This window comes from Glutamicibacter sp., from assembly GCF_032154645.1.
GTDB lineage: Bacteria > Actinomycetota > Actinomycetes > Actinomycetales > Micrococcaceae > Glutamicibacter.
The window spans coordinates 1-18453 of record NZ_JALDXV010000009.1 but is presented as its reverse complement, the minus strand read 5'-3'; the positions used below and the strand labels follow the sequence as shown (position 1 = coordinate 18453).

Sequence of the window (18453 nt, the reverse complement as noted above, 5' to 3'; positions counted from 1 at the left end):
GGGAACGCCTCTCGGCGGAAGGCCGCTCGAAGCGGCAGAGTTTTGGAGCCCGGGGTTACCAGCGGCCCGACACCGCATCCTAGTTTTCTCGCTCAACCGGTGGGCTGTCAACTGCGTGCCAGTTTCAGTGCGACTTCTCACGTCATCGGCGCAGAGATTTCTCCACGGCGCTGGCACCCAGCAGCGCGCAGCTGAACCAGATGGCGCCGGCGGGCCCCAAGCCTGCAGCGACGGTACTGGCGACGATCGGCAACGCCACCTGTCCCAGGCGGTTACCCATGAGCCTAACGGCCAGGGCCGCGCCGCGGTCCAACGGGGGAACAGCTGTTGAAATCATCGTCATGGTCAACGGCTGGCCCAGCCCCAGGAAGAACCCGCCGATCAGCAGCGCGGTGCCGGAGATCCACAGCGAGTCGATGAATGCAGGGGCAATGGCTATGGTGAGCGCCGCGACATACAGGCTCACCGTCAGCAGCGCGGGGCGGCTGAAATGGGCAGAGAGTTGCGGGATCACCAAGCGTGAAACCACCGATGCGCAGCCGCGAATGGCCAAGAGCACGCCCACCGCCGTGGGTGTGACGTTATGTTGCTCGGCAACCAGCGGCAGGAAGGCGGTGAGGATGTCCAAGATTGACAGCAGCGTCAGCGAAGCAAACATATGCGAGGCAACGCCCCGGATCTTCAGGATGCCGAAGGCCGAGGTTTTTGCCTTGCCGGCAACGGGGGCAGCCGACTTCTTGGAGATCTTCGGCTGAAAGTTTGGCAGCAGCAGCGGAATCGCCAGCAGCGCGCAGGCGGCGCCGATCCACAGCGACAGGCCGATGCCTGCAATGCGGTCGGGGGAGTCTGCCGTGGTTCCGGTGCCGAGCACGAAGCCAGCAATCAGCGGTCCCAGGAACTGGCCTGCAGAATAGGCGGCGGTGAACCAGCCGAAACCCTTGTCCAGTTCGGCATCCGGCAGGTACCGGGCAATCGAGGATTGACCGCCGATCGTAAACATCAGGTGCCCCAGACCCAACACCGCGCTCGCCGACGCCACCAACAGGGCATTGGGAGCCAGCGCAATGCCGGCCCCGCCGACCGCCAGCAGAAGGACGCCTGCAAGCATCAGATAGCGGATCTGGCGCATCCGTGAGCTCACGCGCCCCAGATAGATCGCGGTGAACAGCGGCAGCAGCGCATAGGCGGCGGTGACGGCGCCGATGGTGACCGAATCAGCATGCAGCGAAATGAGCTTGTAGGTGGTGACGGGTCGAACGAGATTCAACGCAGTTTGCGACAACAGCGCCGTGGCGATCAGAATCAGCAGCCAGCGCACGGTTCCAGTAGATGAAGCCTTGTTGTCCGATTCCACGCACCGGCCTTTCGCTTGTTAAGCTTGCCCGTTCATCCTACGGTGCACGCCGGGCATAAAGCAGATTTGTGTCTTAGACGAGCGTGCCCTGGCGCCACATGCGGGCACAGACCTCAAGATCGTTGGCGGTGTTGTCCAAGGACTTGGCGCGCTGGGTCAATTGTGAACCGCGGGCGCTGCTAGCAAGGTCGGCCGCGTCGGCATGCTCAACCATTCCCAGGGCCAGAACCCTGCAATAAGCTGCGGTGCGCTCCAGTGCATGGGCGAAGTCTCCGTCGAATGCGCCGGAAAGAATGGAGCTGGTCATGTTTTTCAGCTCTTCGGAGGTGGGCGGCTCGGCAACACCCGCGACAATCCGTTCGACCTCTGCGCGGTGTGCTCCAGCGGAGAAGCGGGCGGCCATCACCTCTGGCATATTCAGGGTTGCGGTGCGTACCGCATAGAGCCGCCACAGCGCTCCGGGCAGCGAATGGGCCGGAGCCTCGCTCCACAGTTCGGCAAGTACCTCGATGCCTTCATCTTCGGCCACTGCTATGAGGCGGCGCGCCACCTCTGGATCTTCGTTCTCAATGCCCCGCTGCACGAAGGCCTGAGCTGAAAGGTGCGCCGCCTCGGAAACGCGTGCCGGGTCGGCTCCGCCCTCATATGGTTCGAAATCTATCGGGGCGAAGGGGCGGGGTTTATGATGTCTAAACCCCGACTCGTGGGCTACCTTTGATCCTGATCGAGCACCTCTCATGGCGACAAGGTTACTCCCTTTTCCTTGCGCTTTTCAGTGAGCCAGGCGACGGACTCACGGGCCTTGAAGGCTCGATTAAGGATGAACGGCTACTTCAGGTAATATGGTTTTTGGCCGTAGGCCGTGCGCCTTTAGCTCAGCTGGTAGAGCACTGGACTTTTAATCCATTGGTCGCGGGTTCGATCCCCGCAGGGCGCACAAAAATACCCGCCGTTCACTTGGTAAAACAAGCGAACGGCGGGTTTTTTGCGGCCAGAAGGTCGATTTTGACCACAGTTTATGTTTCACGAACTGGTTCAATCGGCGCTAGATGATCCGGCCGATGCCGACCTGCCGGAGCGGAGAAAATGGCGCTTTCTGGGCTCACCGTCAGTAGACTATGCCCTTTTGCGGGTGAGAAGACCCCAGATGATGAGCACCACAAGAGAGCCACCGATGGCCAGCAGCCATGTCGAAAGCGACCAGAACTCATTGACTCCGACACCGAACACCGCAGAGCCGATCCACCCTCCAATGATTGCGCCGACGACGCCCAGCAGTAGGGTAGCCAACCAGCCTCCGCCTTCTTCTCCGGGCTTGATGGCCTTCGCGATCGCACCAGCAATGAGACCCAAAACAATCCAACCTATGAAACCCATGACTTGCTCCTCAATGATCGAGATATTTCGTCTGGCATCAACAGTGAGATGCATGAATGAAACACTACGGATTCCATAATCGAACGAGCGGTACCTTGGGGGCCTACTGAGGATTTGCTGATGGTTTGACTGGTTTTTGTGAGCAGGGGTTGCGTGCGCGCAGAAGAATGGCATCACCCGCTGGCCCCAAATCGGGCGGCCGCCGAATATGGGTTTTAGCGTCGTGGCTGTGGCCCGAAGCCAATGCAATTATTGCTGAATCGCCGCGGGCGGCGGCCATTAGCCGCCGGCTGCGGAGCCGGAAGGCCGAAGTCGAGCAATGGCTGCGGTCTAGTTCTGCACCTGCGTGTATGACTTGGGTAGTTTCAGTCCGCGCTCCGCCATCAACTCACGCAAGCGGGTGGGGAAGTTCGTGATGATTCCATCCACCCCCATATCCATCAGGCGTTCCATGTCGGTACGGCTGTTGACGGTCCAAGGAATCACTGGCAGCCCCAGATCGTGTGCTTCAGAAATCATTTGATCGGTGACAGCTGCAAAGGCCGGCGAAATGACATCGTAGCCCTGGGCCTTGGCGGCCTTGGCCAACGAACCGTCGTAATCGTCGATATCTATACCGCCGAGTTCTGGGACCGAACCCGGCTGTCCTACGCCCATGGCCTTATCACCACTGGTCAAAGCGACAAGGGGAAGCTTCGGAGCTTTCTTGTCGGCCGCGAGGTCGCGCGCGAGGTTCAACGCCGCCCAGTCGAAGGATTGCAAGGTGGTGCGCTGTGCCATCCCCGCATCCTGAATCTCATCTAGCACCGCCACCGTCAGCTTCTCCATGGCGTGGCCGCCGGCCCTGCCGTCTTCAACCTTGGTTTCGATGTTGAACCGGACCTTCTTGGCCTTCGACTCCTTGACCAGTGCAAATACGTCCTTAAGCTGTGCAATGCGGTTGCCTTCGGCGACATTCTGTTCAGGGTAGCCGGGCAGCTTCTGGTAGCCGCAGTTCAGCGTGCTCAACTGGGCGAAGCTCAGGTCGGCGACGCGCTGGCCAACGTAGGGAAACTCCGGATCTCCCGCGACCACGGGCGCTGTGTCCGCGCACTTGCTGGGTTGGATGCGGTCGTCATGCCAAACGACGATCTTTCCGTCTTCACTGAGCATCGTGTCCAGCTCTAGGGTGGTGACCCCGACTTCAAGCGCGTTTCCGAATGCAGCGATGGACTCTTCGGTCCATTCGGCGAGGCCGCCGCGATGGGCCTGAAGGTCGAAGGAGCCATTGCGCTCATTGGTTTTCAACTGGGATTCGGACGGCTCTGCGGCCATAACCGGGCTGGCAAGCCCGACGGCGAGGAGGGATGCGGCAACGGCAGCCGGAATACGTGGAAGCATGAACTGGCCTCATTTCTAGGGTGGGGGAAAGCCCAGGGGATGCGGTTCCCTGTAGCCGTGTCCACCCTAGAGATGGCATTTATCCGGCAACCAAAAAGCTAATGACCAGTGCGTGAACAGCAGTTGCCCGGCGGAACCGGTTAGAGATCCAACACCAGGTTTTCCGACGGCACCGCCATGCACGTCAGGATCTGGCCGTCTTCTACCGATGCACTGGGATCAATGGGATAGGTGACACTGCCGCGAAGCAGCGTAATGGCGCATTCACCGCAGGCGCCGCCGCGACAGGAGCTGCTAGGCGTCAGGCCTTGGGCCTCCAGGGAGTCGAGAAGTACACCATCGTTGGAGTCCCAGGTGAAGGTCTTTCCACTGAATGAACAGGTGATGTCGGCAGGCTCATAATTTGCGATCAGCTCGCTGAAGTCTTGTATCGGCGAGGCGAAAGTTTCGCGGTGGATCTGCTGTGGGGCAAGCCCGGCAGTATGGCACGCCTCGAGAGCCAATTCGGTGAAACCTTCTGGTCCGCAGATCACGACGCTGTCGCAGTCCCGCACCGCTTCGACCAATTGCTCGACGGTGGGACGGGCCGTGGCGGTGTTGAAGTGCGTCACTGCCAACGGAACATCGACTTCACGCAGGGTGTCTTGGAGCGCAGAGAACAGGGTTCCTCCGGCACCGCGCTCACAGTGCACAACACGGAGTTCCGTGAGCGCATGTGCCGACTCGCGATGACGCAGCAATCCAAGGGCGGGGGTGATCCCGATGCCGGCTGTTAGCAACGCTGTGCGGCCCCGAAGGACCTTTCGTGCGGTCACGGTCCCGTGGGGACCTGAGGCGAGGACCCTATCGCCAACAGACAGTTGGGACATTCGATGCGAGACGGTTCCCTGAGCCCGCACGGCAAGTGAAATGTCCTGTCCCTGAACGCCGGTAATCGTGTAGTTGCGCCACAGCGGGTCCGACAGATGAACGCGCAGGTGCTTGCCGGCTTCATCATGATCCGAAATCCAGCCGAGGGGGTCGCGCAGAGTGATGGCGAAGGCGCCGTTGTCGATTTCTTGATGCTTGACGACCGTAAGATAGCGCGGGGTACTCTTCCGCGGAACCCGGGCGGCAGCCTCGTTCGAGCTCTCTTCTACGATGATTTCTGCACCCGTATGAAGCTGCCCCGGGCTGAGCACTGTCCCGTAAATGCCACAGTGCAAATGTCCGAAATGAGCAGCCAACAGCCTGGGGCCGTTGACATCAACCTCAGTGGACGTCGGATTTACCGAGGTTGCGGTGCACCTTTCGATTGATTTGGTGACGGCGATCCTGACTTCTCCAATGCGCATCACCTTGCCGATCAGATCGAATTCAGCGAATGCCGGCAGGCCTTCCAACAGAACGTTGCCGCGATAGCGCAACGGGTCCAGATCAACACCGCTGGCCGCCGATAAGACCTTGACGGTATTCGGATTGATAAACGACAGACCGGAATGCTGGGAGTCAAACATTCCGCGGCCGGCAGAAACAACCTGACGCGGGTATTTCCCCTGAGCAGGGATGTGCGCGGTGAAGTATCTATTTGCTTCGGAGCGTCCTGCCTGACTGGAGGAATCAAAGGTCAGCGATTCTCTGACGCCCGGGGCAGTGACGGTGATCAGCGGTGGCTGAGAGCTGACAGACCATTTCTGCAGGCTTTTGTTGTTCTTCAAGATCGTGAAGGTCAGGCATGATTGCCATTGACCATCCGAAACTTCGCTGGTTCCATTGCTGAAGGCTGCGATTCGATCTCCAGCCAATCCGCCGTCCAGCTCAACAGCGGCCGTGGTGATTTCTTCGGCTGGCAGGCCCTTGAACGGAAAGCGAAACAGACGGTCGATTCTCATAGTTCGAGTCTATTGGCCAAGGTGCAAAAAGCTGGCCTCTATCGGGGCACGCTGATGCAATGCGCGGATCTTAGGCGGCGAATTCTTGCGCGGGTTGTTGTTCAACGCTACTGTAGCGGGCCCGCATACTGCGTTCCTGGCGGAACTTTATGAACTCCATCCCAACACTCAGGAGGGTGAGCGCAGCGATGATTACTGCGACGAACGGAGGATAGTCGCGTCCGTGCAGCCAGAAGTACACATAGGGAGATGCAAATGTCACCACGGTGGTCAGCGTTCCGAGGGCACGCATCTGCCACCGTTTGGCAAAGAGCATGGTCAGCACGCCCCAGGTATAGGGGACGGCAGTAATGATATCTATTGACCACAGGATGAAGAGGTTTCCGTGGAATTCTTTGATGAACGCCACCGGCAGGGCGCGCAACGACGAATAGATGAACACCACGAGGTACACCGTGAATTTGGGGTTGCTGAGCATCCGGGAAAGCCCACAGGCCCGCTGAAGTCCGATGTCTGAGGGCATGGAACGGATCGCGGAGGAGTGCATGCGCACAGTTGACATGCCTTCCAACTCTGCTCGTACCTCGGCGGTCCGACCCAGCACGGTCTGTGCCAAGTGATCTACTCGGATGGCGCAGAGGGCAAACGGGCTCTCGACGGATTCATCTACTCGATGCAGGTCTTCACCCAGTTGGTCGCGAAGCGTTGCGTAGTCACCCAACGCAACTTCGATAAACAGCAACAGGCAGCCATTTTCCAGCGCCTCACGGATCAGCGAAGGTCCAAAGACCGGGTCAAGCAGTTGATCGGCTGTGGTGATGCGGGTATTGCGCAAGGTGAGGTCTGCAATGCGCTGGATCTCAGCAATGCTGCGAATTAACTGTTCGTTGAGCGGCCTTGCGGCTAGGGCAGGTTCATTTTCCAAGCGACGAGAAAAGTAAGCCTTGAAGCCACTGAGAAGAGATCGCTTACTTTTCACCACATAAGCAATTTTATCCGGCGAACTGCACGCGCTGAATGTCGGATTGTTCTCAACACCGCACCTTGCACACCGGTCGAAACTGTGAAACGTGCCCTCCCTAGCTGCCCCTAAACCCTGCTGAGGAACTCCTTCATGCGTTCCATTACCAGCGCCCTCGCCTGCGGGTCGTGGGACGGCAGTGAGCTGTCGGTGAAGAGGTGCTTATTCCCAGGGTAGGTGAAGAGTTCTGCAACCGCTTTCCCCTCGCCGTTGACAAAATGTTCGGCTGCCTCAAGGTCTCCCTCATGGGCGAAGAATGGGTCGTCGTCCATGCCGTGAATCTGCACGGGGACTCCTGCAGGCCACGGTCCGAAGCTCCACTCGGCGTCCAGATCGACGAATGATTCGAGCAAGATGGCGCCGCGGGTCTCCGGACGCTGCTGGGCGCATTGCTGGGCCAGGGCGGCACCCCACGAGGTGCCGATGTACACCAGATCCTCGGGAAGATTCTTGAAGAGCTTGTCCACACGCTCTTGGATTTTGTCCTCGCCGATTTTGTTTGCCAGACGTATTCCGGCTTCGAGATCCTTCGGGAGCCTTCCCCCGTAAAGATCAAGGGTGTGGACCGAATGGCCCTGGGCGCGAAGCTCGGCCGCCATGGCCTGAACTCCTGGGGTCAACCCTTGGACATGGTGGAATAAAACGATGGTGGCCATTAAAAGCTCCTAGGCTCGAACTACGTTCGAGCCTAGGAGCTAGCGGCGGTCTTCGTCAACGTCGCAGGGCAAGCCAATTATCGTTCGTCGACAAGGTTTTCGATCTGGGAGGGCAGATGCTGCAATGCGTGATCCCAACCAGGCATTTCGCTGTTGATCTCGACGCTGTAGCCCTCGGATAAGTGAAACTCTGCACAGGTCAGGTCCATGCCGCCAGATCCAGCGTCATAGATGAACGCTCGCCGGATATCCTTCCAGAGCAATGTTGCTGATTGGTCGATGACCAGTCCGGAATCGACGACTTCTACTGTGCGCTGCGGGTAGGACATATTCTTGGTGCTTTCGGTCCTCGGCGTTGGGCTTTGCATAAGTGTACGTCGGGTCGCGCCCAAGGGCGTGCAATGACCATCAGCGTCGAGTGAGTCGATGCTCTCGATCCAATGCCAACGTGTAGTCGATGCTCAACTGGTCCAAGAAGTTCTGATCGTGGCTGACCACCAACAACGCTCCGTGGTAGGCACCGAGCGCCTCAGCTAGTTGGCGCACGCTGTCAATGTCTAAATTGTTCGTGGGTTCATCGAGGATCAGCAATTGATTCGGTGGATCTGCCACAAGAAGGCACGCCAAATACACCCTGAAGCGTTCGCCGCCGGAGAGGCTGCCCAACGGCCGATCGGCATTCTTCCCGCGCAGCAGTAACCGTGCCAAGGTGTTGCGAATGCTTCCCGAAGGAACTTTCGGGGCCGTCTTTTGTACGTTTTCAATGGCGCTAAGGTGATCGTCAAGACCCGACAGCTGCTGTGGCAGGTAGCCGAAGCGGCTGACGAAGATGCTCCCGGATAAACCGTCGGCCTCCTGCGTTCCTTGCATCAGTTGCCGCAGCAGCGTGGATTTGCCTGCCCCGTTGGGGCCAACCAAAGCTACGCGTTCGGGGCCCTGGACAAGGTGGTTGCGCTCGCCGTCGCCGAGCTCTAGTACTCGGCGGCCGCTGGGGAGCTGAGGATCCGGGAGTTCAAGATTGATGTGGTCTACCTGCCGCAATCTGGATTCGGCCTGATCAACTGACTCCTGAGCCGCGTCGATTTTTCCGTCAAGATGGGCGCGGGTCTTGCCAGCAGTTGCTTCCGATTTTTGTTTAAGGGTGTTGGCGAGAATGCGCGGCATATTGCCTCCGAGCTGTTCGGCCCGGCCCTTGCGTTTGGTTCGGGCGAGCTTGGTTTCTGCTTCGACGCGCTGCCGCTTTTCCACCTTTAGCGCCGCATTCGCGGTTTTGGCGGCCTGCTGTGCTGCCGACTGTTCACCCTCGACCTGTTCCACGTAGAGGCTGTATGGACCGCCGAAGAACCGCAACTGCCCGTTGTACAACTCAACGGTATGCTCCATCTGCTCCAAAAGATCCAGATCGTGGCTGACTACCAGCAGGGTCCCCTTCCAGGTTCTCAACAGTCTGTAGAGCAGTTCCTTGGTGTCGCTGTCGAGGTTGTTCGTCGGTTCGTCGAGCAGGGTGATGGTTCTGCCTGCCAACTTGAGTCCTACGACGGCCAGCAGCATTGTTTCACCACCGGATAGCTCGCTGACCTTGCGGTCAAGGCTCAGTTGGCCCAGCCCCAACCCAGTAAGTTCGACTTCCACCCGGGCTTCAAGATCCCAGTCGTTGCCGACGGCATCGAAGTCTTCGGGCTCGACGCTACCGGATTCGATGGCCTTGAGAGCTTGGTACGTCTTGGCAACGCCGAGCAGGTCAGCGAGGGTTGCATCGTCTTGCAGGGTGATGTTTTGGGCAAGGTAACCTACCTCGCCGGAGACCGAGACGCTGCCGGAAGTCGGTGTTAATAGTCCTGCAATGAGTTTGAGCAGCGTCGACTTGCCGCTGCCGTTCCTCCCTACCAAACCGCTGGCTCCCGCGGGAAACGTGCCATCGAGGTTTGTCAGCGCGGTGCTGCCGTCGGGCCAGCTGAAACTCAATGAGTGAAGGGTGATTGGTGGTGATAAAGCCATGTACGGCTCCTCTGTTTGTTGAGGAGGCTACCGGGGGCAGTCGAGCTGCCAGAAAATACAGCCGGAAAAGAAATAGAAACCTCTGCCGGTAGCCAATAGTTGAACAATGCGCCGGAAGACGGGCGCGGAACAAGTTCTTTGGCTATTCGGAGATGATTTCCATGGGATTGAGTGTAGCAGGAGCCAGACGGCATGGCGACGTGGGATTCTGCGCAAGCCGAATGATTGCACCTACCGACTACTGGGAATGTAGTGCCTCGCCAAGAATGCGGGCGGCGTCGTGGTATTCGCTGGGGCGGGGCCCCGCATAGTTCAGTCGTAGATATTTCCCGGTTGGTTCTGCCGGAAACCAATTGACATCGCCGGCAATCGACAGTCCCGATTGGGCGCAATCTAGCGTTAGTCTCTTGAGGTCAATGTGTTCGGGCAGGCGGAGCCAAAGATTTAAGCCGCCCTTTGGAATCAGCTCGAGCTGTGCTTCGGGCACTGCGTCGTACAGGCCCGAGATGAGCAGATCCCTGCGGGACTGCAATTGGCTGCGTAAAGTACGTAGGTGCGTTTTCCACCCTGGTTGGCTCACCACGTCTAACGCAGCAGCCTGAAGTAGTCCGCTGACATACATCGCTTCGGCCGCAGTATTCGCGAGAATTCGGTCCCTTGCCGGACCGCGAGCGATGACGGCCGCGACCCTCAGCGAGGGAGACACCGATTTGGTCAGCGAACGAATGTAGATGACATGCCCAGAATCATCTGTGGCGGCAATGGGAGCGCTCGAGGATTCGATCCCGAAGTCATGAGCCCAGTCATCCTCCACCAAAAAGGCGGAATGCTGACGGACTACGTCCATGACCTGTCCCTTGAGCTCTACTCCCCACTGGGCTCCGGTGGGGTTTGCATAATTCGGCTGGGCATAGAACATCCGAGCGCCACTGCGCTCGAATGCCTTCGACAGTTCATGCGGGTCCGGACCATGGGGTCCGCTGGAAACAGGAACGAGTTCAACCCCTGCGTTTTCGGCGGCTAGGAGGGCGCCCCAGTAGGTCGGGGACTCGACGATCAACGGTTGGCCGGCTCCGACGAGGGAGGTGAAGATCGAGCTGAGCCCGGCCTGACTTCCCGGCATAATGATGACGTCTTTGGCATTTGGCGGAGTAACAGCTCCGATGGTTTGTTCGGCGAGTTCGCGGGCGAACCATGTTTGAAGGTCTGCCAGGCCTCCGGCCGGAGGGCAGGTAAGGGCGGTTTCACTGCGAGATGCACGGTTGATTGCAGCGCGGACCAGCCGGGATGGCAGTAGTTCTGGCTCGGGATATCCGTGGTGAAGCGCCAGTGAGTCGCCGTTCGGCCCGGTGAGCGGCGATGCTGCCGAGGTCCGTCTGGTGCGGGCAGATCCGAGCGCAGTGCTTTGCCATGAATAATCTGCAGGCCGCGACACCGCTTGAGTTCGGGTGAAGGTGCCGATGCCGGGGCGGCTTTCAATGAGCCCCTGCATGGTGAGGGTCTGCAGAGCTTTTTGTACGGTGACTGGGCTCGCGTGGAATTCGTTGACCAGCGAACGAGTGGACGGCAGCCGAGTGCCCGGTGCAGAACTGCTGATTATCGCTTTAAGCTTGGCAGTGATCTGCAGACTGCTATCATTATTCATGTATAGACACGATAGCGCTACTCAAGATTATTCGCCAGTGATACTACCTGGCTCTTCTCGCGGCTTTCTTTGGGGGCTAATTGGCGTAGTGGCATTTTCATTTACCGTTCCGATGACTACTGTCGCTGTTCAAGGATTGCCTCCATTGTTCGTAGGCGTCGGCCGATCGATGATCGCAGCACTTCTCGCCGCTGCTGCCTTGGCGCTAACGAGGCAAAAACTTCCCACCCCTCGACAGGGGCTTCGCCTGGGAATCGTGGCCGTAGGTATCGTGTTGGGGTTTCCGCTGTTCTCGACCTATGCGCTGACAATCGTGCCAGCAAGCCATGGTGCTGTGGTGATCGCGTTGCTTCCAGCAGCAACGGCAACCGTTGCCGTATGGCGGAGTAAAGAAAAACCGGGTCGAAAGTTTTGGGTTGCAATGAGTGTCGGTGCCCTGTGTGCGTTGCTCTTTGCTTCATTGCAGTCAGGTTCCTTCGGCCATCTCAACGGGGCTGATTTCCTACTCTTTGGAGCAGTGATTGCTGCAGCAGTTGGTTATGCCGAAGGCGGGATGCTAGCTCGCGAATTGGGCGCCTGGCAGACAGTCTCGTGGGCTTTGGTACTGGCCTTTCCCTGGACAACTGCATTGAGCCTTTGGGCGACGAATTTTCAAGTTCCTGAGGCATCGGCAAGCCAGTGGGCGGCTTTCGGGTATTTGTCGGTGGTCAGCATGTTCTTGGGCTTCTTCGCCTGGTACCGGGGGCTGGCCATTGGCCCGATGGCGCAGGTGAGCCAAACGCAATTGGTGCAGCCGGTGCTGACTATTACGTGGGCCGTTCTGTTCCTCGGAGACTCTCTCACCTGGCCGACTCTACTTGGCGGTCTGGCGGTCGTCCTCTCCGCTGGGGCCGCTGTGAGGAGCCGAAACAAGGCTGGCAGGGAAAAGTCCGTTGAGGGTTAAAAATTTTGGGACGCACCTCTCGGTGCGTCCCAAATTCTGCCATTAGCTCGCGGTTACTTCCATGCGCGGTGCACGGCGACAATGCCACCGGTGAGGTTGCGGTATTCGACCTTGTTCCAGTCGACGTTCACGAACTTACGGCCGAGTTCTTTCTGGCCTGGCCAGGCGGCGATTGATTCCGCCAGGTAGGCGTATGCGGACGGGTTCGGCGACACCAGATAGCCCAGAGCGGGGATAACTCGCGGTAAGAACTGCTGGTATGCCACCTTGATTGGGGCGAAGGTAGGGGTCGAGAATTCGGCGACGACGATGCGGCCGCCGGGTTTGGTGACGCGGCGCAGTTCGGAGAGTGCTTTTTCGGTGTCTGAAATATTGCGCAGGCCATAGGAGATGGTCACAGCGTCAAAAGTATTGTCTTCAAACGGAAGATCCATTGCGTCGCCGTAGACGAAGTCGAGTTCCGGGTAGCGCTTGCGGCCCTCGGCAAGCATGCCGTGGGACATATCGCAGGCAGTGACCTTTGCTCCTGCTTTCGCCAGGGGCATCGATGAAGTGCCTGTGCCTGCTGCTAGGTCGAGGATTCGCTCGCCTGGCTTGGGTGCGATTGCTTCTGTGGTGATCTTGCGCCAGTAGTTCACAATGCCGCCGGTCATCAGCGTGTTGAGCAAGTCGTACTTGGGAGCCAAGTTATCGAACATCTGCTGAACCTGATTCGCCTGCTTGTCCAGGCCTGCGCGCACATTGTGGGTACTCATAGTTCTAAGTGTTTCATATTTGCCTTACGGGCGATGACGGATGTGGGGCGAATCGCTCAGAGCATGGATTCAAGGCGTGCGTAGCTGGCCTCCATGCCGTCGGTCATACCGGTGGCCAACACCATGTCGCGAGTTTGGGCGTCGGGATAGGTGATGACGAGGCTGAGTAGGGTGCCGGACTGCACCGGGGTGAATGTCGTTTCATTGACTGTTGCAGGGTAGTCGGTATCGATCATCTGCTCGCTGAATGATTCGAAGCTGGGCGGGGTGCTTGCCAAGCACACGCCTTCGAACCCGAACCCTTGGCCTTCGACGCCGGAAGTCGGCTCCCACCGGTAGCGGTAGCTGTCTCCAACTTTCTTGGGCAGGATGCATTCGGTCATTTGCCAGCCATCGGGTCCGAGCAGCCAGCGTTTCATGAGTTCGGGATCGTGATGTGCGCGCCAGACTTGCTCCTGAGTGCCTCGGATGATTCGGCTTACGCGTACCTGGGTGTCGGAGAGCAGCTGGGCTTCGGTGGCGAAGGTCTGGGCGTAGTTGCGCAGGTCGATCAACACCTGCTCGATCTGGCTCATGGCCGAACGGGTGCCATCGATCATGCCCATGGCGACAACCTGCTCCAGCTCATCGACGGATTCAAAGTTGGCTGTGATCGTCAGATTGGATCCTGTTTCGTGAGGGTCGAAACTAAAGACCGTACGGGTGGCCGGAAGATCTTCGTTCACGGATCCATCCGCGTTGGCGAATCCGTCGGTGACCTCGAAGAATTTGTGTTCAACGATTTCGTTCCAGATCCAGTAACCATGGAACTGCTCGCCTTCAGGCGAGGTCATGAAGTAGTTGCTCCTGCCGCCAACCGCGCCGTCGTGGCGCGTGAAGGTGGCCGGATATTCAACAGGGCCCCAGAATTTTTCGATTTGGCGGGGGTCGAGATAGGCATCCCAGAGACGTGAAACGGGGACCGGGAAGTTGGCGTTAACTGTCAACGTCAGTGTTTCAGGGTCTTTGAGTACGGAGGTGACAGGCATGGCGAAATCCTTAGTTGGTTTCATCTGCGAGGAAGTCATCGAGCCGGCTGATGCGCTGGCGCCAGATGTCCTCATAGGTGGTAAGTAGTTCCTGGACGTGCCGGATGGTGTCCGGCTGGCCGCGGACTATGCGCTCGCGGCCACGTGCGATCTTGGTAACTAGGCCTGCCGCCTCAAGGGCGGCAACGTGCTTCTGCACCGCGGCAAACGACATCTCGTAGGCCGCGGCGAGGTCACTCACGCGAACTTCTGCGCTCAACGTCCGCCGCACGATGTCTCGTCGTGTGGCGTCTGCCAAGGCGCGGAAGACCTTGTTAACCTGTTCGTCGCTCAAAGCATATACAACCATTTGGTTGTATATTACTCCCGCAGCGCGCTGAGGGGAAGGGGGTGGGTGGATTTAATTCAAGGAACTCTACCGCGAAAGAAAATAGTCGATAAAACATCTAAATATATAGTAGCTAAGTCACCTATTGTTCGTGAGCGAGAGTTGGTGCCATCGCCGGCGCGCCTATCGGTCCAGATAGTGCGAGGTGCATAGATTGGGCGGTCACTACGAATCCTCAACCGTATGGCCTAGTGTGTAAGGATACGCGCGTAATGGGTGACCTGCGTTACGGCGAATTTATACAGGTATCTGGAGTCATGGTGGGCGAAGCTGGCATGGACTGGTTGACTGCGGTGAGCCAAGCGCGCAAGGCGCACGAGCTTTTGGGATCGCATTTGGATGACCTCGATGCGCTCCCATTGAGAAAAATCGTTCGTGAATCGTGGAGGCGGTCCCTGTTGAACTCTGCGCAGATTGGCCAGCCCGCGATGCTCAGTGACGACAGTCTTCGTCTGGCGCGGGAACGCAGCGAGCTGCAGCGCATCTGGCCGGTATTTGAAAAGCTGCTGGTGCCCGCCGCCAGCGATGCCAATTTGTTGGTTGCCCTGGCGGATGCCCAAGGGACGCTGCTCTGGATGGCTGGGAGCCGGGGAGCCATGGATGACGCAGAGGACGTTGGCTTCAGTGCGGGTGCCAATTGGGGTGAGTCTTCGGTGGGCACCTCGGCGCCGGGGGTGGCGCTTGTCACCGGAAGTGGAGCCCAAGTTTCCGGTGCGGAGCATCTGTCCGAACGCGTGCACCATTTGAATTGTTCTGCGGTGCCGATTCGCAACCCGCGGACCGGACGCATCATCGGCGCGGTCGATCTGACCGGAGGAACAGACGCGATCGCCGTGCACTCCCTGCCACTGCTCCAGGCGGCGGTATCCGCGGCTGAAGGGCAGCTGTTGCTTCCGGCGCTTGCGGTGGAACAAGGCAACGAGGATTTCCTTGACCTGTGCGCCAGTGACGGCCCGCGGCTTTCGGGGAGGCCTATTTCCCTGAGGCACGCTGAAATTCTGACAATCCTCGCCGCCCATCCACGGGGACTGAGCAGCACGCAGCTGGTTGAAGAGTTGTTCGAGCAACCCGACGGGGCTTCTGAAGGGACCTTGCGCTCCGAGCTGGTCCGCTTGCGCAAGGCACTCTCGAATTCTCCGATCTGCCGCATCGCGGCCCGACCCTACCGACTGGAGTGGGAGCTGCAAACGACGCTGACCCGACTCTGGCACGCTATGGAAGAGGGGGATCTGGAGCGGGCGCTGCAGCTTTATCCTGCCGAAATTCTGGTGCGTTCCCAGGCCCCGGGCATTTCGGCATTGCGCTACCGTGCGCAGATGGCGCTGAGGGAAATTGTCCTTGACCGGGGCTCCGCCCAACAGCTGCTACGTCTCGGGCGGCAGAGTGCGGACTCGCATTTGTTGATGGCCGCCCTGCGCGAACTGCCATTGGATTCTCCGGCGCGTTCTCTGGTGGTCGCGGAGATCGAGGCCCTCGAAGCCTGATTCGCCGCTGGGCCGGCGGGTTTCCCGGCGGCGCCGCAACGGCGTGCAACCTTCTTGCAACCTTTGCGTGAGTAGGGTCACATTCCAGCACGGTGAGCCATTGAGGCGCCGGTACGAATGGAAGAGACGAAGGAGTCGCGCAACCATGAGCATCTACGCAAACCCGAATACCGATGGAGCATTGGTCAACTTCAAATCTCGGTACGAGAATTACATCGGCGGGCAGTGGGTCGCCCCAGCCAAGGGCATGTACTTCGAGAACGTCACCCCTGTCACCGGCAAGGCCTTCTGCGAGGTGGCCCGCTCCACCGCGGAAGACATTGAATCCGCACTGGATGCAGCTCACGCCGCAGCACCGGCCTGGGGCAAGACCAGCCCGGCCGAACGCGCAGTCATCCTGAATAAAATCGCCGACCGCATCGAGGAAAACCTCGAGATGCTGGCGGTGGCCGAAACCTGGGACAACGGCAAGGCCGTGCGTGAGACCCTGAATGCCGACTTGCCGCTGGCGGTGGACCACTTCCGCTATTTTGCCGGCGCCATCCGTGCCCAGGAAGGCGGTCTCTCGCAGATCGACGACGACACCACCGCTTACCATTTCCACGAGCCGCTGGGCGTGGTGGGCCAGATCATCCCCTGGAACTTTCCGATCCTCATGGCCACCTGGAAACTTGCCCCGGCACTTGCCGCAGGCAACGCGGTGGTCCTCAAGCCGGCCGAGCAGACCCCGGTGAGCATCATGGTGCTCTTCGAGCTGATCGGTGACCTGCTGCCTGCAGGCGTGGTCAACATCGTCAACGGCTTCGGCGTGGAGGCAGGCAAGCCGCTGGCTTCCAACAAGCGCATCCGCAAGATCGCCTTCACCGGCGAGACCACCACGGGACGACTGATCATGCAGTACGCCTCGGAGAACCTCATCCCGGTGACCCTTGAGCTCGGCGGCAAGTCGCCGAACCTGTTCTTTGAAGACGTTGCAGCCAAGGACGATGCCTTCTACGACAAGGCCCAAGAGGGCTTTACGATGTTCGCACTGAACCAGGGCGAGGTATGCACCTGCCCCTCGCGGGCGCTGATCCAGGAAAGCATCTACGGCGAGTTCATGGAGAAGGTCGTCGCCCGCACCAAGGCCATCAAGCAGGGCAACCCGCTGGACACCGAGACCATGATGGGAGCCCAGGCATCCAACGACCAGTTGGAGAAGATCCTCTCCTATCTGGACATCGGCAAGGCCGAGGGCGCCAAGGTGCTCACCGGCGGCGCCCGTGCAGATTTGGGTGGTGACCTGGCCCAGGGGTACTACGTCCAGCCGACCATCTTCGAAGGCACCAACAACATGCGCATCTTCCAAGAGGAGATTTTCGGCCCGGTGGTCGCGGTGGCCAAGTTCAAGGACTACGACGACGCGATCTCTATCGCCAATGACACCCTCTACGGTTTGGGCGCTGGAGTATGGAGCCGCGAAGGCAACACCGCTTACCGAGCCGGCCGCGCCATCCAGGCGGGCCGAGTCTGGGTCAACCAGTACCATGCATACCCGGCGCACTCGGCCTTCGGCGGCTATAAGTCATCGGGCATCGGCCGTGAGAACCACCTGATGATGCTGGATCACTACCAGCAGACCAAGAACCTGCTCGTCTCCTACGCGGAAGGCAAGCTTGGCTTCTTCTAAATACTAGCCAGACAAGGGTTTCGGGGCATATGCCCCGAAACTCTTCGACTATTGGTGGCCAAAAGCGGACACTGGCAGTAGCAGCAGCCGACAAAATTATGAGGAGCAAGTCGTGAGCACCGTGACCGAAACGAAAGCCGCCATCGACGGGGAAGACTTCTCAAGGGTTGCCTTCACTGAACCGGCGCTGGAACTATTGCGTAAACTCTGGGGAATCCACGGTCCACTGATGTTCCACCAGTCTGGCGGCTGCTGCGACGGTTCATCGCCCATGTGCTATCCGGCAGGTGAATTCCGAACTGGAGGCTCCGATATCCGCTTGGGGGAACTCGAACTCAACGACGACACCGGCCGGTTGTTGGGGAATATCGATTTCTGGATGTCAAAAGAGCAGTTTGAGTATTGGAAACACACGAAACTTACGGTAGACGTGGTCAACGGACGAGGGTCCGGGTTTTCGGTAGAGGCCCCGGAAGGCAAGCGCTTTTTAATCCGCAGCGAAATCATCGAATTCCCAACCGCATAGGCGTATCCATAGACTTGGCCCATGCGAATGTGGTCCCTGCATCCCTCTCTTCTCGATGTCAAAGGCTTGGTTGCCTGCTGGCGGGAAACGCTGTTGGCCCAGAAGGTGCTGGCAGGTCAGACCCAAGGGTATACCGGGCACCCCCAGCTGGTGAGGTTTAAAGAACAAGCGGATCCCTTGAAAGCAATAGGGCATTACCTGCACGGGATCTGGGTGGAAGCCGATGACCGCGGCTATCATTTCGATGATTCGAAGATCCTCATCCCGCCGGCACACCATATTGGCGCGTTCATGCATTTAACTATGTCATGTATTGGGACATCGGTGACAAAACTGCATCAAGACATCAGTAACACTT

The 18453-nt window shown here is 58.9% G+C and carries 18 protein-coding genes and 1 tRNA gene; 6 read left to right on the top strand and 13 right to left on the bottom strand.

Annotation, left to right across the window (positions count from 1 at the left end; genetic code table 11):
- Positions 1-142: 142 nt before the first annotated feature.
- Positions 143-1354 carry an MFS transporter gene (locus tag RUH64_RS09295; RefSeq protein ID WP_313812956.1) on the bottom strand — a complete coding sequence of 404 codons (1212 nt, stop codon included), beginning with the start codon at positions 1352-1354 and terminating at the stop codon, positions 143-145.
- Between the two features lie 73 nt (positions 1355-1427).
- Complete coding sequence (locus tag RUH64_RS09290; protein ID WP_313812955.1) at positions 1428-2093, bottom strand: hypothetical protein; 666 nt, start codon at positions 2091-2093, stop codon at positions 1428-1430.
- A gap of 125 nt (positions 2094-2218) precedes the next feature.
- Here RUH64_RS09290 and RUH64_RS09285 point away from each other — a divergent pair.
- A tRNA-Lys gene (locus RUH64_RS09285) sits at positions 2219-2291 on the top strand.
- Positions 2292-2470: 179 nt separating this feature from the next.
- On the opposite strand, the gene RUH64_RS09280 is transcribed toward RUH64_RS09285, so the two are convergent.
- From RUH64_RS09280 to RUH64_RS09245, 8 genes are all read right to left on the bottom strand, one after another.
- On the bottom strand, positions 2471-2731 hold the full coding sequence (locus RUH64_RS09280) for a GlsB/YeaQ/YmgE family stress response membrane protein (RefSeq protein WP_313812954.1): 261 nt from the start codon (positions 2729-2731) through the stop codon (positions 2471-2473).
- Positions 2732-3061: 330 nt separating this feature from the next.
- Positions 3062-4111: a glycerophosphodiester phosphodiesterase family protein gene (locus RUH64_RS09275; protein WP_313812953.1), complete on the bottom strand. Its 1050-nt coding sequence runs from the start codon at positions 4109-4111 to the stop codon at positions 3062-3064.
- A gap of 140 nt (positions 4112-4251) precedes the next feature.
- A complete protein-coding gene (locus RUH64_RS09270) occupies positions 4252-5982 on the bottom strand; it encodes an MOSC domain-containing protein (RefSeq protein ID WP_313812952.1) in 1731 nt (576 codons plus the stop codon).
- A gap of 70 nt (positions 5983-6052) precedes the next feature.
- On the bottom strand, positions 6053-6907 hold the full coding sequence (locus RUH64_RS09265; RefSeq protein WP_313812951.1) for a hypothetical protein: 855 nt from the start codon (positions 6905-6907) through the stop codon (positions 6053-6055).
- A gap of 164 nt (positions 6908-7071) precedes the next feature.
- On the bottom strand, positions 7072-7659 hold the full coding sequence (locus RUH64_RS09260) for a dienelactone hydrolase family protein (protein ID WP_313812950.1): 588 nt from the start codon (positions 7657-7659) through the stop codon (positions 7072-7074).
- A gap of 77 nt (positions 7660-7736) precedes the next feature.
- Positions 7737-7988 carry a hypothetical protein gene (locus RUH64_RS09255; protein ID WP_313812949.1) on the bottom strand — a complete coding sequence of 84 codons (252 nt, stop codon included), beginning with the start codon at positions 7986-7988 and terminating at the stop codon, positions 7737-7739.
- Between the two features lie 79 nt (positions 7989-8067).
- Complete coding sequence (locus RUH64_RS09250; RefSeq protein ID WP_313812948.1) at positions 8068-9657, bottom strand: ABC-F family ATP-binding cassette domain-containing protein; 1590 nt, start codon at positions 9655-9657, stop codon at positions 8068-8070.
- Positions 9658-9895: 238 nt separating this feature from the next.
- Positions 9896-11302, bottom strand: a complete 1407-nt coding sequence (locus tag RUH64_RS09245) for a PLP-dependent aminotransferase family protein (RefSeq protein ID WP_313812947.1) — start codon at positions 11300-11302, stop codon at positions 9896-9898.
- On the opposite strand from RUH64_RS09245, the gene RUH64_RS09240 reads away from it, so the two are divergent.
- A complete protein-coding gene (locus RUH64_RS09240; protein WP_313813052.1) occupies positions 11301-12245 on the top strand; it encodes a DMT family transporter in 945 nt (314 codons plus the stop codon). The genes RUH64_RS09245 and RUH64_RS09240 overlap by 2 nt on opposite strands.
- A 53-nt stretch (positions 12246-12298) precedes the next feature.
- On the opposite strand, the gene RUH64_RS09235 is transcribed toward RUH64_RS09240, so the two are convergent.
- From RUH64_RS09235 to RUH64_RS09225, 3 genes are read right to left on the bottom strand one after another with little or no spacing between them, the layout of a single operon-like run.
- Positions 12299-13000 carry a class I SAM-dependent methyltransferase gene (locus tag RUH64_RS09235; protein ID WP_313812946.1) on the bottom strand — a complete coding sequence of 234 codons (702 nt, stop codon included), beginning with the start codon at positions 12998-13000 and terminating at the stop codon, positions 12299-12301.
- A gap of 56 nt (positions 13001-13056) precedes the next feature.
- Positions 13057-14028 carry an SRPBCC family protein gene (locus tag RUH64_RS09230; RefSeq protein ID WP_313812945.1) on the bottom strand — a complete coding sequence of 324 codons (972 nt, stop codon included), beginning with the start codon at positions 14026-14028 and terminating at the stop codon, positions 13057-13059.
- Positions 14029-14038: 10 nt separating this feature from the next.
- Positions 14039-14377, bottom strand: coding sequence for a metalloregulator ArsR/SmtB family transcription factor (locus RUH64_RS09225; protein ID WP_313812944.1), 339 nt, complete (start codon positions 14375-14377; stop codon positions 14039-14041).
- Between the two features lie 251 nt (positions 14378-14628).
- On the opposite strand from RUH64_RS09225, the gene RUH64_RS09220 reads away from it, so the two are divergent.
- The 4 genes from RUH64_RS09220 to RUH64_RS09205 form a co-directional block, all read left to right on the top strand.
- Positions 14629-15900: a GAF domain-containing protein gene (locus RUH64_RS09220; protein WP_313812943.1), complete on the top strand. Its 1272-nt coding sequence runs from the start codon at positions 14629-14631 to the stop codon at positions 15898-15900.
- A 145-nt stretch (positions 15901-16045) separates the two neighbouring features.
- Positions 16046-17569: an aldehyde dehydrogenase gene (adh, locus tag RUH64_RS09215; protein ID WP_313812942.1), complete on the top strand. Its 1524-nt coding sequence runs from the start codon at positions 16046-16048 to the stop codon at positions 17567-17569.
- 112 nt (positions 17570-17681) lie between these two features.
- Positions 17682-18095: a DUF779 domain-containing protein gene (locus RUH64_RS09210; protein ID WP_313812941.1), complete on the top strand. Its 414-nt coding sequence runs from the start codon at positions 17682-17684 to the stop codon at positions 18093-18095.
- 21 nt (positions 18096-18116) lie between these two features.
- Positions 18117-18453, top strand: a 337-nt coding sequence (locus RUH64_RS09205; RefSeq protein WP_313812940.1) for a pyrimidine dimer DNA glycosylase/endonuclease V, incomplete at its 3' end; no start/stop codon positions are given.

What these genes read in the sequence shown, in the direction of transcription:
- RUH64_RS09290 (WP_313812955.1), bottom strand. Translation starts at nt 2,093, where the DNA reads ATGAGAGGTGCTCGATCAGGATCAAAGGTAGCCCACGAGTCGGGGTTT.
- RUH64_RS09280 (WP_313812954.1), bottom strand. Translation starts at nt 2,731, where the DNA reads ATGGGTTTCATAGGTTGGATTGTTTTGGGTCTCATTGCTGGTGCGATC.
- RUH64_RS09275 (WP_313812953.1), bottom strand. Translation starts at nt 4,111, where the DNA reads ATGCTTCCACGTATTCCGGCTGCCGTTGCCGCATCCCTCCTCGCCGTC.
- RUH64_RS09270 (WP_313812952.1), bottom strand. Translation starts at nt 5,982, where the DNA reads ATGAGAATCGACCGTCTGTTTCGCTTTCCGTTCAAGGGCCTGCCAGCC.
- RUH64_RS09260 (WP_313812950.1), bottom strand. Translation starts at nt 7,659, where the DNA reads ATGGCCACCATCGTTTTATTCCACCATGTCCAAGGGTTGACCCCAGGA.
- RUH64_RS09255 (WP_313812949.1), bottom strand. Translation starts at nt 7,988, where the DNA reads ATGTCCTACCCGCAGCGCACAGTAGAAGTCGTCGATTCCGGACTGGTC.
- RUH64_RS09250 (WP_313812948.1), bottom strand. Translation starts at nt 9,657, where the DNA reads ATGGCTTTATCACCACCAATCACCCTTCACTCATTGAGTTTCAGCTGG.
- RUH64_RS09240 (WP_313813052.1), top strand. Translation starts at nt 11,301, where the DNA reads ATGTATAGACACGATAGCGCTACTCAAGATTATTCGCCAGTGATACTA.
- RUH64_RS09245 (WP_313812947.1), bottom strand. Translation starts at nt 11,302, where the DNA reads ATGAATAATGATAGCAGTCTGCAGATCACTGCCAAGCTTAAAGCGATA.
- RUH64_RS09235 (WP_313812946.1), bottom strand. Translation starts at nt 13,000, where the DNA reads ATGAGTACCCACAATGTGCGCGCAGGCCTGGACAAGCAGGCGAATCAG.
- RUH64_RS09230 (WP_313812945.1), bottom strand. Translation starts at nt 14,028, where the DNA reads ATGCCTGTCACCTCCGTACTCAAAGACCCTGAAACACTGACGTTGACA.
- RUH64_RS09225 (WP_313812944.1), bottom strand. Translation starts at nt 14,377, where the DNA reads ATGGTTGTATATGCTTTGAGCGACGAACAGGTTAACAAGGTCTTCCGC.
- RUH64_RS09220 (WP_313812943.1), top strand. Translation starts at nt 14,629, where the DNA reads ATGGGTGACCTGCGTTACGGCGAATTTATACAGGTATCTGGAGTCATG.
- adh (WP_313812942.1), top strand. Translation starts at nt 16,046, where the DNA reads ATGAGCATCTACGCAAACCCGAATACCGATGGAGCATTGGTCAACTTC.